12 protein-coding genes are annotated in these 12,836 nt (G+C 64.7%); 8 read left to right on the top strand and 4 right to left on the bottom strand.

Annotated elements, in window-relative coordinates; translation table 11 throughout:
* Window positions 1-272 precede the first annotated feature (272 nt).
* The 3 genes from sorA to AC0L2J_RS11095 all read left to right on the top strand — a co-directional run bounded on the left by sorA (window position 273) and on the right by AC0L2J_RS11095 (window position 2,201).
* Window positions 273-1,472 (top strand): SorA family sulfite dehydrogenase catalytic subunit, encoded by a 1,200-nt coding sequence (gene sorA / locus AC0L2J_RS11105; protein WP_473389413.1) that lies wholly within the window; start codon window positions 273-275, stop codon window positions 1,470-1,472.
* Between the two features lie 11 nt (window positions 1,473-1,483).
* On the top strand, window positions 1,484-1,792 hold the full coding sequence (gene sorB, locus AC0L2J_RS11100) for a SorB family sulfite dehydrogenase c-type cytochrome subunit (protein WP_473389408.1): 309 nt from the start codon (window positions 1,484-1,486) through the stop codon (window positions 1,790-1,792).
* Window positions 1,793-2,000: 208 nt separating this feature from the next.
* A complete protein-coding gene (locus tag AC0L2J_RS11095; RefSeq protein WP_007596519.1) occupies window positions 2,001-2,201 on the top strand; it encodes a cold-shock protein in 201 nt (66 codons plus the stop codon).
* Window positions 2,202-2,371: 170 nt separating this feature from the next.
* Here AC0L2J_RS11095 and AC0L2J_RS11090 read toward each other — a convergent pair whose 3' ends face one another.
* A complete protein-coding gene (locus AC0L2J_RS11090) occupies window positions 2,372-2,833 on the bottom strand; it encodes an Lrp/AsnC ligand binding domain-containing protein (protein WP_007596520.1) in 462 nt (153 codons plus the stop codon).
* Window positions 2,834-2,947: 114 nt separating this feature from the next.
* Here AC0L2J_RS11090 and putA point away from each other — a divergent pair, with 114 nt between their 5' ends.
* From putA to AC0L2J_RS11075, 3 genes are all read left to right on the top strand, one after another.
* A complete protein-coding gene (gene putA / locus AC0L2J_RS11085) occupies window positions 2,948-5,959 on the top strand; it encodes a bifunctional proline dehydrogenase/L-glutamate gamma-semialdehyde dehydrogenase PutA (RefSeq protein WP_473389405.1) in 3,012 nt (1,003 codons plus the stop codon).
* A gap of 305 nt (window positions 5,960-6,264) precedes the next feature.
* Window positions 6,265-7,470, top strand: coding sequence for a CaiB/BaiF CoA transferase family protein (locus tag AC0L2J_RS11080; protein ID WP_473247096.1), 1,206 nt, complete (start codon window positions 6,265-6,267; stop codon window positions 7,468-7,470).
* A gap of 213 nt (window positions 7,471-7,683) precedes the next feature.
* On the top strand, window positions 7,684-8,331 hold the full coding sequence (locus tag AC0L2J_RS11075) for a glutathione S-transferase family protein (RefSeq protein WP_473389401.1): 648 nt from the start codon (window positions 7,684-7,686) through the stop codon (window positions 8,329-8,331).
* A gap of 9 nt (window positions 8,332-8,340) precedes the next feature.
* Here AC0L2J_RS11075 and AC0L2J_RS11070 read toward each other — a convergent pair whose 3' ends face one another.
* The 3 genes from AC0L2J_RS11070 to AC0L2J_RS11060 form a co-directional block, all read right to left on the bottom strand.
* The gene (locus AC0L2J_RS11070) at window positions 8,341-8,505 is read right to left on the bottom strand and encodes a hypothetical protein (RefSeq protein WP_167552260.1); all 165 of its coding nucleotides are present in this window, start codon (window positions 8,503-8,505) and stop codon (window positions 8,341-8,343) included.
* 102 nt (window positions 8,506-8,607) lie between these two features.
* Entirely contained in the window at window positions 8,608-10,155 is a 1,548-nt protein-coding gene (locus AC0L2J_RS11065) for a hypothetical protein (protein WP_473389398.1), read from the bottom strand.
* A gap of 93 nt (window positions 10,156-10,248) precedes the next feature.
* Window positions 10,249-11,226, bottom strand: coding sequence for a hypothetical protein (locus AC0L2J_RS11060; RefSeq protein ID WP_007614546.1), 978 nt, complete (start codon window positions 11,224-11,226; stop codon window positions 10,249-10,251).
* Window positions 11,227-11,510: 284 nt separating this feature from the next.
* Between AC0L2J_RS11060 and AC0L2J_RS11055 the strand changes: the two genes are divergently transcribed.
* Both AC0L2J_RS11055 and AC0L2J_RS11050 read left to right on the top strand, forming a co-directional pair.
* Window positions 11,511-11,882, top strand: coding sequence for a Crp/Fnr family transcriptional regulator (locus AC0L2J_RS11055; RefSeq protein WP_035974430.1), 372 nt, complete (start codon window positions 11,511-11,513; stop codon window positions 11,880-11,882).
* Window positions 11,879-12,691: an MBL fold metallo-hydrolase gene (locus AC0L2J_RS11050; RefSeq protein WP_063993826.1), complete on the top strand. Its 813-nt coding sequence runs from the start codon at window positions 11,879-11,881 to the stop codon at window positions 12,689-12,691. Before AC0L2J_RS11055 ends, AC0L2J_RS11050 begins: the two co-directional genes overlap by 4 nt.
* Window positions 12,692-12,836 lie beyond the last annotated feature (145 nt).

Here is a 12,836-nt window from a genome sequence, read left to right as displayed (position 1 = left end):
GCGCTATCCGAGCACGCACAAAAAAATGCCCCACATCGAGCCTCACTCCCGCTCGGCCAATTAAGCAAAGCCCTCGCAAGCGGGAGAGGTGCACCGTCGTCGCGGCTACGGCTCGGCTCAATCTCCTTGCAAGCGAAACACCGGCTTGCTGCAACGCAGCGGCATGGGCCTGCTGCGAAAGCACGAATTGACTTCAACTGAGTCGTTGCGACACATGGACGCGAGATGGCGGTGATGACCGCCATCAACGAAAAGCTCCGGGAGGAGACCACATGTTCGATCGACGCGACCTGCTCAAAGGAGCGGGCTTTGCTGCTGCTGCGGCTGCAATGAACCCGACCAAAGCGCTGGCACTCGACACCGTCACCCTGCCCTTCGCCAATGGCGAACGTCCCTTGGTGAAATATCCGCAGAAGCGGCCGATGATCGGCCTGACCAGCCGCCCGCCGCAGCTCGAGACGCCGTTCGCGGTGTTCAACGACGGCCCGATCACGCCGAATAACGCGTTCTTCGTGCGCTATCACCTTTCCGACCTGCCCTACAGTCTCGACCCCGACAAGTTCACGCTCGAGGTCAAGGGCAAGGTCGACAAGCCGCTCAAGCTGTCGCTGAAGGACATAAGGAAGATGAAGGCGACCGAGATCGTCGCCGTCAATCAGTGCTCCGGCAACAGCCGCGGCTTCCTGGATCCGCGCGTCGCCGGCGGCCAGCTCGCCAACGGCGCGATGGGCAATGCACGATGGCGCGGCGTGCCGCTGAAGGCCGTGCTGGCGATGGCGGGCGTGCAGAGCGGCGCCAAGCAGGTCACCTTCAACGGCATGGACGGTCCGGTCAGCGACAAGACGCCCGATTTCGTCAAGGCGCTCGATATCGATCATGCCAGCGACGGCGAGGTGATGCTGGCCTATGGCATGAACGGCGAGGACCTGCCGTTCCTCAACGGCTTTCCGCTCCGCCTGATCGTGCCCGGCTATTACGGCACCTACTGGGTCAAGCACCTCAACGAGATCACCGTCGTCGACAATGTCTATGACGGCTTCTGGATGAAGTCGGCCTATCGTATTCCGGACACCCCGAACAATGCGATCGAGCCGGGCACCGCGCCGAAGGCGACGATCCCGATCAACCGCTTCACCATCCGTTCCTTCATCACCAGCGTTCCCGACGGAGCCAAGCTGAAAGCAGGCGGCACCACGCTGCGCGGCATCGCCTTCGACGGCGGCAAGGGCATCAAGGAGGTCGCGGTCTCCACTGACGGCGGCAAGACCTGGACCGGCGCCAAGCTCGGCAAGGATCTCGGCAAATACTCATTCCGCGAATGGACGCTGCCGGTGAAGCTCGCGGCGGGCTCCCACGAGCTCAAGGTGCGCGCCACCGGAAATGGCGGCGAAACCCAGCCGGATACGCCGCGCTGGAATCCGGCGGGTTACTTGCGCAACGTCGTCGAAACCGTCCGCGTCACCGTGGCTTGAGGGGAATGATCATGCAGCGCACCGTTTTCCTCGCCGTCACGCTCGCCCTCGCCGCATTGGTGGGTTCGGCACTTGCAGCACCGGTCAACTACAAGACCCCCGACGAGGTCGCGGCGTTCAAGCCCGGGCCCAATCTCGAAGTGGTTCAGGGCAATTGCACGGCCTGCCACTCGTCCGACTACATCAACACGCAGCCGCCGATGAAGGACAAGAAAGGTTTCTGGCAGGCCGAGGTGACCAAGATGATCAAGGTCTATGGCGCCCCCATCGACGATGCCGATGTCGGCAAGATCGTCGATTATCTGGCCGCGACTTATTGACGGATGGCGCGCGGCGCGCGGACCAAGTGACCGCGAAACGGGCAAATCCGGCAAAAACGCCGCGAAGTTGAGCGGAATTCGGCGAAATGCAGATGTGGTTTGAGCTACCAAGCCAGCCACATTCCGCGTATCGTATTAGGACCGAACCGGCCGGTTGGCGGGGACTGGCGGTTCGAGATCTCGGAGGAAGACCCGCGGAGAAGTCGTGATGGCTAAAGGTACGGTCAAGTGGTTCAACCCGACGAAGGGTTATGGATTTATCCAGCCTGCGTCGGGCGGCAAGGATGTGTTCGTGCATATCTCGGCAGTGCAGAAAGCCGGTCTGTCGTCCCTGAACGAAGGACAGACGGTGGAGTATGAAGAGATCGCAAACCGAGGCAAAAGCTCCGCAGAGAACCTCAAAGTATAAGCCCGCCGGCTTTTGCTAACTCCCGGATCAATCCGGGGGCCGGGCCAAGAAAATTTCAGAAGACGGTCAGTGCATTCGACGACAGGCGTTGCGATTGCACACGGAGAACTATTTGCCCGTGAAGACCGCCCGTTCGACGCCACAGCAACGACAATCGCGACGGCATTTCGTTAGTCCACCGGCAATGGTGCGTCGCGCTTGATCTCTTCCATCACCGCATAGGTTCGCGTTTCGCGCACGCCCGGCATCGACAGCAAGGTCTCGCCGAGGAAACGTCGATACGCGGTCATGTCTGCCAGCCGCGCCTTCACAAGATAGTCGAAGCCGCCGGCAACCATGTGACACTCCAGCACTTCGGGCGCGAGTTTCACCGCGCGGGCAAAACGCTCGAAATTGTCGGGCGTGGTCTTGTCGAGCAGCACCTCCACGAACACCAGGAGCCCGAGGCCGAGCCGGTGCGGGTTGAGCCGCGCGCCATAGCCTTCGATGAAGCCCTCTCGCTGCAAACGCTTCAGCCGCTCGCCGATCGAGGTCGGCGACAGCCCGATGCGCTCCGCGAGCTCGACATTGGCGATTCGCCCGTCTTGCTGCAAAATCGAGAGGATTTTGCGGTCGGTTCGATCTAATTCCATATTTCATAAGGCCAAATATCTCGATAGCTTCATTTTCTAAGCCGAATGAGCTAAATTGTCTATCGAGCTAAGGTAGCGTGGGCATTATCCTGGATTGGAGCCACAGGACACGACATGCCGAACATTCCGCCTCCCTTCTCCGCCGCCTACGCGCCCGATGATGCCGATATCGCCGCGCGCCTCTTGCCGTCTGCGAATCTGAGCCCGCCGCAGGAGGCGCGGATCGATCGCACCGCGACGCGGCTGATCGAAGCCATCCGCAAGCGGGACGACCGGCTTAGCGGCAGTCTTGGCGGTGTCGAGGACATGCTGCGGGAGTTCGCGCTCTCGACCAAGGAAGGCCTCGCCTTGATGGTGCTGGCCGAGGCGTTGCTGCGCGTGCCTGACGCGCGCACCGCCGACCAGTTCATCGAGGACAAGCTCGGCGAGGGAGACTTCATCCACCACGAGACCAAGTCCACCGCCTTCCTGGTCAACGCCTCGGCCTGGGCGCTCGGCCTGTCGGCGCGGGTGATCCAGCCCGGCGAGACGCCCGACGGCACTATCGGCCGTCTGGTGAAGCGGCTGGGCGCACCCGCCGTGCGCACCGCCACGCGCCAGGCGATGCGGCTGATGGGTAATCATTTCGTGCTGGGCGAGACCATCGCGCAGGCCCTGGAGCGGGCCCGACCGCGCTCGGGTGAGAGGCAGCGCTATTCGTTCGACATGCTGGGCGAAGGCGCGCGCACGGCCACCGACGCCAGGCGCTATTTCGACGCCTATGCCAGCGCGATTCTGACCATCGGCAAGGCGGCCGGCAACCATCCCCTGCCCGACCGGCCCGGCATCTCCGTCAAACTGTCGGCGCTGCATCCGCGCTTCGAGGCGATCAGCCGCGACCGCGTGATGGCCGAACTGGTGCCGCAACTGCTGGACCTCGCGCAACGCGCCAAGGCCCATGACCTCAACTTCACCGTCGATGCCGAGGAAGCCGACCGGCTGGAGCTGTCGCTCGACGTGATCGCGGCGACGCTCGCCGATCCCTCGCTTGCCGGCTGGGACGGATTTGGCCTCGCGATCCAGGCTTACCAGAAGCGCGCCAGTGCGGTGATCGACTATGTCGATGCGCTGGCCCGCGCGCATGACCGCAAGCTGATGGTGCGGCTGGTCAAGGGCGCCTATTGGGACACCGAGATCAAGCGCGCACAGGAGCGCGGGCTCGACGGCTATCCCGTATTCACCCGCAAGGCGATGACCGATCTGAACTTCGTCGCCTGCGCTCAAAAGCTGTTGAGCCTGCGGCCGCGCATCTTCCCGCAATTCGCCACCCACAACGCGCTGAGCGTCGCGACCGTGCTGGAGCTTGCCGGTGCGAACGGCGGCTTCGAATTCCAGCGCCTGCACGGCATGGGCGAAGCGCTCTACGAGCAGCTCGCCAAGGATCGCCCGGACATCGCCTACCGCACCTACGCCCCGGTCGGCAGCCATCGCGACCTGCTCGCTTATCTGGTGCGGCGACTGTTGGAGAACGGCGCCAACTCCTCCTTCGTGGCGCAGGCGGCCGATTACCGCGTGCCGGTTACGGCGCTGTTGCAACGTCCGGCGGATGCCGTCGTCGGGCCGCAGCAGGCGGCCCATCCCAAAATTCCGCTGCCGGGCGATCTGTTCGCGCCGGAGCGGCGCAATTCGCGCGGCGTCGAATTCGGCGCGCGCGCCGCGCTCGACCGCTTACTGACGGAGGTCAAGGCCGAGAGGGCCGACCTCAAGCCGATCGCCGACGCAACGCCGGATCAGGCCAATGCGGCCGTGACGGCTGCGCGCGCGGGCTTTGCCGCCTGGGAGCGGACTCCGGCAGCCACGCGCGCGGCGGCGCTGGAGCAGGCCGCACATCTTCTGGAGAGCCGCGCGCCCCATTTCATCGCGCTGCTGCAACGCGAGGGCGGCAAGACGCTCGACGATGCGCTGTCGGAGCTGCGCGAGGCCGCCGACTTCTGCCGCTATTACGCCGCGCAGGGCCGCAAGCTGTTCGGCAACGATGTGGCAATGCGAGGCCCGACCGGCGAGAGCAATGTGCTGGCCATGCGCGGCCGTGGCGTCTTCGTGGCGATCTCGCCCTGGAATTTTCCGCTGGCGATCTTCCTCGGCCAGGTCACGGCAGCGCTGATGGCCGGCAACAGCGTGGTGGCCAAGCCCGCGGAGCAGACCCCGCGGATCGCGGTTGAGGCGGTGCGGCTGCTGCACGAGGCCGGCATCCCCGCGAGCGCGCTGCACCTCGTCACCGGCGACGGCCGCATCGGCGCCGCGCTGACCGCGCATCCCGATATCGCCGGAATCGTCTTCACCGGCTCGACCGAAGTCGCGCGCAGTATCAACCGCGCGCTGGCAGCCAAGGACGGACCGATCGTGCCGCTGATCGCGGAGACCGGCGGCATCAACACCATGGTCGCGGATGCGACCGCGTTGCCCGAGCAGGTCGCAGACGACGTCGTCACCTCGGCGTTTCGTTCCGCCGGCCAGCGCTGCTCGGCGCTGCGGCTGCTGTTCGTGCAGGAGGACGTCGCCGACCGCATGATCGAAATGATCGCGGGTGCGGCGCGCGAGTTGAAGATCGGCGACCCCAGCGACGTCGCGACCCATATCGGTCCGGTGATCGATATCGAGGCCAAGCAGCGCCTCGATGCGCACATCGCACGAATGAAGAGAGAGGCACGGCTGCACTTTGCCGGCACCGCGCCGGAGGGCTGCTTCGTCGCGCCGCATATTTTCGAGCTTGGGGATGCCGGCCAGCTCACCGCGGAGGTGTTCGGCCCGATCCTCCACGTCGTGCGCTATCGTGCGGAACATCTCGAACGCGTCCTGCATGCCATCGAGCGCACCGGCTACGGGCTGACGCTCGGCATCCATTCCCGCATCGACGACACCATCGAGGCGATCGTCGACCGCGTCCAGATCGGCAACATCTACGTCAATCGCAACATGATCGGCGCCGTCGTCGGCGTACAGCCGTTCGGCGGCAATGGCCTGTCCGGAACCGGCCCAAAGGCCGGCGGCCCGCACTACCTCGCGCGCTTTGCGACCGAGCAGACCGTGACGATCAACACCGCAGCAGCCGGCGGCAACGCTGCCCTGCTCGCAGGAGATGAGTGAGGCGCGGCGAGGAGCACGCTACGACGCATGATCTCAGTTCCGTCATCCTGAGGTGCCGGAGCGTAGCGGAGGCCTCGAAGGGTGAACGGCCGAGATGCAGCCGGGCCGTTCATCCTTCGAGACTCCGCATGGGCCGCGATGCGCCCCATGCCTCGCACCTCAGGATGACGGGACTGGTACCGCAGCGAAGCTCTGCGCCCGCCGCCGTTGCATCCCGCCGAAACATCGGTCTAATGCTGCCCGTGACGTGGCCCTCGCCAATTCCAGCGCGCGGGAAACAACACGAGCGAGGGAGCGACGCCGCGATGGAAAAGGGCATTTTTGCAGGGCTCAAGGTGCTGGATTGCGCGAGCTTCATCGCAGCACCAGCGGCCGCGACCGTGCTGTCGGATTTCGGCGCCGATGTCGTCAAGATCGAACCGCCCGGTGCCGGCGATCCCTACCGCAACCTGCCCAACATCCCGGGATATCCGACCAGCGAGCACAATTTTGCCTGGCTGCTGGAAGCCCGCAACAAGAAGAGCATCGCGCTCGACCTCGCAAAGCCCGAGGCGCAGGCCGTGCTCTACAAGCTCGTGGAAGAGGCCGACGTCTTCATCACCAACATGCCGCCGCCGGTGCGCGCCAAGCTCGGCATCACCTATGACCACCTCGCCCATCTCAACGACCGGCTGATCTACGCCTCGTTCACCGGCTACGGTGAAAAGGGCGAAGAGGCCAACAAGCCCGGCTTCGACAGCAACGCCTATTGGGCGCGCTCCGGCCTGATGGACCTCGTCCGCGCCGACATCGACACGACGCCGGCCCGCTCGGTCGCCGGCATGGGCGACCATCCCTGCGCCATGGCGTTCTACGGCGCCATCGTCACCGCGCTGTACCAGCGCGAGAAGACCGGCAAGGGCTCGCATGTCGCCTCCAATCTGATGGCGAACGGCGTGTGGGCTGCGAGCGTGCTGGCGCAGGCAAAGCTCTGCGGCGCCAAGTTCGCCGAGCGGCGGCCGCGCGAACGGGCCTTGAACGCGGTCGCCAACCACTACCAGTGCAAGGACGGCCGCTGGCTGATCCTGTCGCTGCTGAGCGAGGAGAAACAGTTTCCGACGCTGGCCAGGTGTCTCGGCCGCGAAGACCTCATCACCGATCCGCGCTTCGCCACCAAACCCGATCGCCACGCCCGCTCGGTCGAGCTGATCAAGATCTTCGACGAGACCTTTGCAACCAGGGATCTCGCCGAATGGCGCAAGATCCTCGACGGCAACGGGTTGGTGTTCGGCATCGTCGGCATCCTCGACGACATCCCGAACGACAAGCAGATGCTCGATAACGAAGTTCTGGTGCCGTTCGAGAACGACACCATGCTCACCATCTCCAGCCCGATCTGGATCGACGGCGCCAAGAAAGTGCAGCCGCGCAAGCCCCCCGGCGTCGGCGAGCACAGCGACGAGATTTTGCGTGGCGCGGGATACGACGAGGCCGCGATCAAGCGGCTGCGGTCGCAGGGGGCGGTGGGGTAAGAGAGGCGGCTCGCTGCATCTACTATGTCGTCCCGGCCTAGCGCGCAATTGCGCACGGGGGCCGGGACCCATATCCCAGAGTGAGAGTTGTCGCGCAAAGCCGCCAACTCCGAGTCCTCGCCAAACCACATTCGGTGGTTATGGGTCCCGGCCTTCGCCGGGACGACGGTGAGGGATAACTTGCTTCAACTACATTCGCCATCGCGAGGTCCCATGCCCAGCTACCGCCTGCACTACTTCCCCGAATCCGGCAACAGCTACAAGCTGGCGCTGATGCTGACGCTTTGCGGCGCGAGGTTCGAGCCGGTCTGGACCGATTTCGGCGGCGGCGTCACGCGGACGGCGGAATGGCGCAAGAGCGTGAACGAGATGGGCGAGATTCCCGTGCTCGAAATCGACGGTGTGAAGATGACGCAGACCGCGCCTCTCCTGCTCAAGCTTGCCGAGCAGTACGGGCGTTTCGGTGCCGAGACCGAGGAGGAAAAGTTCGAGCTGCTGCGCTGGCTGTTCTGGGACAACCACAAGCTCACCGGCTACATGGCGACCTACCGCTTCATGCGCGCCTTCACGCAAAGCAACGATCCGCAGGTGCTGAAACATTTTCGCCGGCGGCTCGAGGATTTTCTCGGCATTCTCGACGGCCATCTCCAGCACAATCAATTCGCGATCGGCACCAGGCCGACCGTCGCCGACATCTCGATGATGGCCTATCTGCACTATCCGAGCGACGAGCACGGCTTCGATTTCGCGGAAAGCTATCCCGCCATTCACGCCTGGCTTGGCCGCATGGCTGCACTGCCCGGGTGGAAGCCGGCCTACGAGCTGCTGCCCGGCAAACGGATGACGAATTACGCGACGTGAGGGCGCCGACTACTTCAGCGCCAGCCAGCCGAGCGTGAACAGGATTCCGCCGATGATGACGACGACCGCGACCGCCGAGGTGCTGACGCGGAAGCTGCCGCTGACCTGCTTGGCCTCTTCATTCTGCGCGATCTCGCGATTGCGCTCCTTGTTGGCTTCGCTGGAGTCCGTCATGGGGTCATCCAAACCGATTGTGGGCTTTATCTTGCGTGTGATCTTCTCGGAAAACCGCTGCACACTTTGCGCTGGCGCGGCCCTCCGGGTCCGGATCACGCGCTAACGCGTCTTGATGAAGCACATGCCGATGCGGCGCGAGGCCGCGGCAGCCTGACAGGTCAGCCCTTTAGCACAGCTCCATGACGTAAAACTCCTGTCGGCCGATCCCGATCCCGCATTTTCCAGGGAACAATGCGCACCCCAGCCATCCTGATATTCGGTCCCGGCCAGCTCAGTGCTGCCGCGGGTCTGCGGCCGGCTGGCAAATCCGCGTGAAAAATCGGGACGTTTGCCTGCGGCCATCGCGGTCAGGATGTCACGGCGGCGGACCTGGTCGCCAAGAAAATGCGGCGAGGCCGGCACGATGGTCGAGTTGGACGGCTTGTCCGCAAGCCAATCGACGCCCGGGAAATGAAAGCCGCCGATGCCGCGGGTCTGGTGGCAGCCGGCGCAGGTGACGTCATTGAGGCGGCGCTGGAAGCCCGCGACCGAGCGGACGTTCAGCATGTCCCCGCGCGCAGCAGCTTGCTTCAGCGCACCAACCACGTCGTTGTCGGAGAAGACCGGCTCGCCTTGTCCCTCTCCATTGCCCTCCCCTTGCATCATCCCGAACTCCGGCTGCAACGGAGAAGCATCGAGGCCGGCTGGCGTCGGCACGATTGCAGCCTTGGCCAGGAATTTCTCGGGGATCAGCACCGTGCCGCGATCGAACGCACGCAGATTTTCGGGCGCGAGCAGCCAATCCCTGAAATCGCGCCGGAGTGCATCGTCCGCGAGGATGCGGTCACGGTCGATCTGGTTTTCCAGCGTCGATTCCTCAAACGTCTTCGAGACGGCGTCGTACTTGAACACCTTGAGCAGATAGTCGGAGCGGAAATCGTGCAGCGCCGATTTCGCTGCAACCGAGATCTGTAAGTTGGTCTCGATGCGATCGAGCATCGCATCGTAAGGATGGAAGCTGCTGCCGATCAGCCCCTGGCAGTCGCCATGACCGAGCCAGCGTCGCGCGACCTCGGCGCAGGTGATCGGTTTGCCGCTCGCATCCGTCTGCCGCGCATCGCGCGCTTTCATCACCAGGTTGAGCGTCATAGGCAGCCGCGTTGCGGTTGTGCCGCCGTCCGGCTTGGTCTCGAAACGCGCGAGACGATAGATCAGCCTGATCTCGCCGCAAGAGTCTTCCGAGACATAGGCCCGGTCCATGCGGTTGACGATGCCGGCCAGCACGAAACGGGTGTCGCGGGATTTCAGATTGGACTGATCGAACAATTGTACGTCGAAGCCATCGCCGACGCCGATGGTCTCGGTCGGATATGCCGCCTTCTGCCGCGCGACGTAGCGGTCGATCTCGCCTTCGATTGCGGGGCGAATTTCCTTGAGCTGCGACAACCACGAAAACATCAGATCGGTCGTCAGCGGAAAGTTCGCGTTCCGCTCCGGCCACAACAGGCGCGAGATCGTGAACGCATCGTGCTGGTCGAGCTCGCGCAGGAGATCGGGATCGGTGATCGCCGTGCCGCGCGCCAGTTGCGCATTCTCCGCGGCCAACGACGAGACGACGCCGCCGAAAAACACGGCGGCGGCAACGAGAATTCGCAAGGCGCGGCTCATGCCTCAGGTAACACCGCGCCGGGACGGCTATTCAAGCAAAAAGGCGCTTCACATGGTGGTGAAGGGCCTTTTCGAAAATCGGATAGCAGCCGCTCAGCGCGCGACGATCAGCCCCTTGCTGGTGACGACCACCCAGCGGCCGTCCTGACGGCGGATCGCATCGACGCGGCCAACGCCGGGGATGGGGTCGCCGGCATAGACCTCGTAGAGGCCATTGCGGCCCTCGACCAGTGCGCCGCCGTTGGAGACGTCGCGCAGCACCCAGCCTTCAACCGTCGGCAGCCGGCCGACCTCGGTCTTGGGTGCGGCGGGAGCCGGCGCAGCTGCCGCGGTCGCAACCTGGGCCGGCGCGATCGAGCCGGTGGTCTCCCTGGCGGACACGGCGGCTGCCGCCTGGGGCGCCGCGGGCGGGGTGGCACGGAGCTTGTCGACGGTCTCGGACAGCTTCGCGATTTTGGCCATCGGCTCGGCCTGCGCCTTCTCGAGCTTGTCGAGGCGGTCGTTGGTGCGGTTGAACTGGCCGAGGCCGGTCTTGGAGGTATGCTCGACATTGGCCTTGAGCGCGACGACATCGGCATCGATCCGGGCGACCGAGGATTCCAGCGCGCTGGTGTCGGCAACCTGTGCCGGCGCGGGGCTTGCGAAGTGCATCATCCCTGCGGTCGCGAGCGCGCCGCTGATGGCGCCGACACTGGCCGCTATCGCCACCACCGCGGCCATCGCCGACAGGCGGCGCTTGCCGCCGGTCTCGCGCGGCTCGTCCGCCTTCACATGCGGCGCAAACTCCTCACGGTCCCAGGACCGCTCCGCGGGTGCCATGACGATGAGCTTGCCGGGCTTCGGCTCGGGCTTGGTCTCGGCTTTGGGCTCAACCTTGGCCTCGAACTTGGGCACCTCGATCCTCGACGCCTCGATTTTTGGCGGCTCGATCTTGACCGGGTCGGGTTTGGGCGGCGTCTCGTGGTCGGGGGCAATCGAGGGGGCCTCGATCCCGGCAGCAGCCTCGATGGCCTGCGGCACGGTCGCTGCGGCTTCGACGACGCCAGTATCCTGGGCGGCCTGCTCGGGCATTGGTTCGCTCACGGCTCAAATACTCCAGTCTCGGTTGACCTTTTGGTAACTTTCATTGCTTGCGAATTCCTTACCTGCGGACCCGCTTACCGAAATTTTAGGAACTCATCCGGGGCCGAATTGGGCCGGGATCGTGGAACCGGTGTGGCGCTGTGCAACAAATTGTCAGCCGATGCTGCCCCGCGGCAGGCCACGCTCTCCCCGAACAGGCTGTTGCCCGCCCCTGTTACCCCGCTAACATGACTGTCAGCCAGAACGGCTGCAGAAGGCCCTTGGGGGGTGTCATGACGATCGAGAAGTGCATCAACGAGTTTGGCGTCGACGACATCATCTTCGAGGAGGGCTCGACCGGCCGCGAGCTGTACGTTGTCCTCGACGGCGAGGTCGAGATCGCCAAGATCAGCGGCGCCAGCAAGACCAGCATCATCAAACTCGGCAAGGGCGAATTCTTCGGCGAGATGGCCGTGATCGACGGCTCGGCACGTTCGGCGACCGCGATCGCGGCGGCGCCGAACACCAAGGTGATGAGGGTCAACCACGCCCGCTTCGTCTATCTCGTCAGCCAGCAGCCGGCGTTTGCGCTGATGGTGATGGACGCGCTCTCGAAGCGCCTGCGCGCTGCCAACGCGGTCAGCTACCGGGCGGCCCAATCATGAGCGACGGCAAGCCGACGGCCTTTCCGGTCCTGATGAAGAACGACACCTGCTCGCTGATCCAGGCTGCGGACGACGTCTACCAGATCCGTTTCTCCAATCGCGCCGCCAACGTCTATCTCGTGCGCGGCTCGGCGCGGACCATCCTGATCGATACCGGGCTGTCCTCGAATTATGCGGCGATGGTCGAATGCCTGAACTTCGTCGGCTGCCCGCCGGAGAAGATCGACATGGTGGTGCTCAGCCACGAGCATCTCGACCACATCGGCGCGGCCTGGCACTTCAACGAGCGCCGCACCTTCGTCGCCGCCCATCGCCTCGCCGCCAACAAGATCATGCTGCGCGACGACTTCTCGATGCTGCGCAAGATGTTCAACGAGCCGAACGTGCCTGTGAATATCGACATCTGGCTCGAGGAGGGCAATCTGATCGACCTCGGCAATTTCCGTCTCAACGTCATGCACACGCCGGGACACACCTCGGCCTGCATCACGCTGTTCGATCAGGACAAGGGCCTGCTGTTTGCCGCCGATACGCTCATGCCCGGCGGCGTGATGGGCGGCGTGTTCGGCTCGGGCAGCATCGCCGACTACATCGAATCGCTGGAGCGGCTCAAGGGATTGAACGCGAAGATCTTGCTATCGGGCCATGGCCGGCTGTCGGACACACCGCAGCAAGACGTCCGCATCGCGATCGCGAGGTCGCATGGGTTGCTGGACGACACCGCGCAACTGTTCGACGCGCTCGATGCGCGCTCGAACTTCGAGCCGATCATGCAGTCGGTGCGGGATCTGAACAAGCTGGACGATTAGGTGGGCGTGCGGCACCCGCCTCTCCTGGCCCGTCATCCTGAGGTGCGAGCGGGGGGGGGGGGGGGGGGGGGGCGCCCGCCGGCGGGGGGGGGGGGGGCCCGCGGGGGGGGGGGGGCGCGCCGCGGCGGCGGGGCGGGGGGCGGGG

The organism is Bradyrhizobium sp. MV1.5 (assembly GCF_055807615.1).
This window is presented reverse-complemented; position numbering and strand designations above follow the sequence as displayed.

Bases quoted from the DNA above. Each gene is read 5' to 3' on its own strand.
- sorA (WP_473389413.1), top strand. From the start codon at position 273: ATGTTCGATCGACGCGACCTGCTCAAAGGAGCGGGCTTTGCTGCTGCT.
- sorB (WP_473389408.1), top strand. From the start codon at position 1,484: ATGCAGCGCACCGTTTTCCTCGCCGTCACGCTCGCCCTCGCCGCATTG.
- AC0L2J_RS11095 (WP_007596519.1), top strand. From the start codon at position 2,001: ATGGCTAAAGGTACGGTCAAGTGGTTCAACCCGACGAAGGGTTATGGA.
- AC0L2J_RS11090 (WP_007596520.1), bottom strand. From the start codon at position 2,833: ATGGAATTAGATCGAACCGACCGCAAAATCCTCTCGATTTTGCAGCAA.
- putA (WP_473389405.1), top strand. From the start codon at position 2,948: ATGCCGAACATTCCGCCTCCCTTCTCCGCCGCCTACGCGCCCGATGAT.
- AC0L2J_RS11080 (WP_473247096.1), top strand. From the start codon at position 6,265: ATGGAAAAGGGCATTTTTGCAGGGCTCAAGGTGCTGGATTGCGCGAGC.
- AC0L2J_RS11075 (WP_473389401.1), top strand. From the start codon at position 7,684: ATGCCCAGCTACCGCCTGCACTACTTCCCCGAATCCGGCAACAGCTAC.
- AC0L2J_RS11070 (WP_167552260.1), bottom strand. From the start codon at position 8,505: ATGACGGACTCCAGCGAAGCCAACAAGGAGCGCAATCGCGAGATCGCG.
- AC0L2J_RS11065 (WP_473389398.1), bottom strand. From the start codon at position 10,155: ATGAGCCGCGCCTTGCGAATTCTCGTTGCCGCCGCCGTGTTTTTCGGC.
- AC0L2J_RS11060 (WP_007614546.1), bottom strand. From the start codon at position 11,226: ATGCCCGAGCAGGCCGCCCAGGATACTGGCGTCGTCGAAGCCGCAGCG.
- AC0L2J_RS11055 (WP_035974430.1), top strand. From the start codon at position 11,511: ATGACGATCGAGAAGTGCATCAACGAGTTTGGCGTCGACGACATCATC.
- AC0L2J_RS11050 (WP_063993826.1), top strand. From the start codon at position 11,879: ATGAGCGACGGCAAGCCGACGGCCTTTCCGGTCCTGATGAAGAACGAC.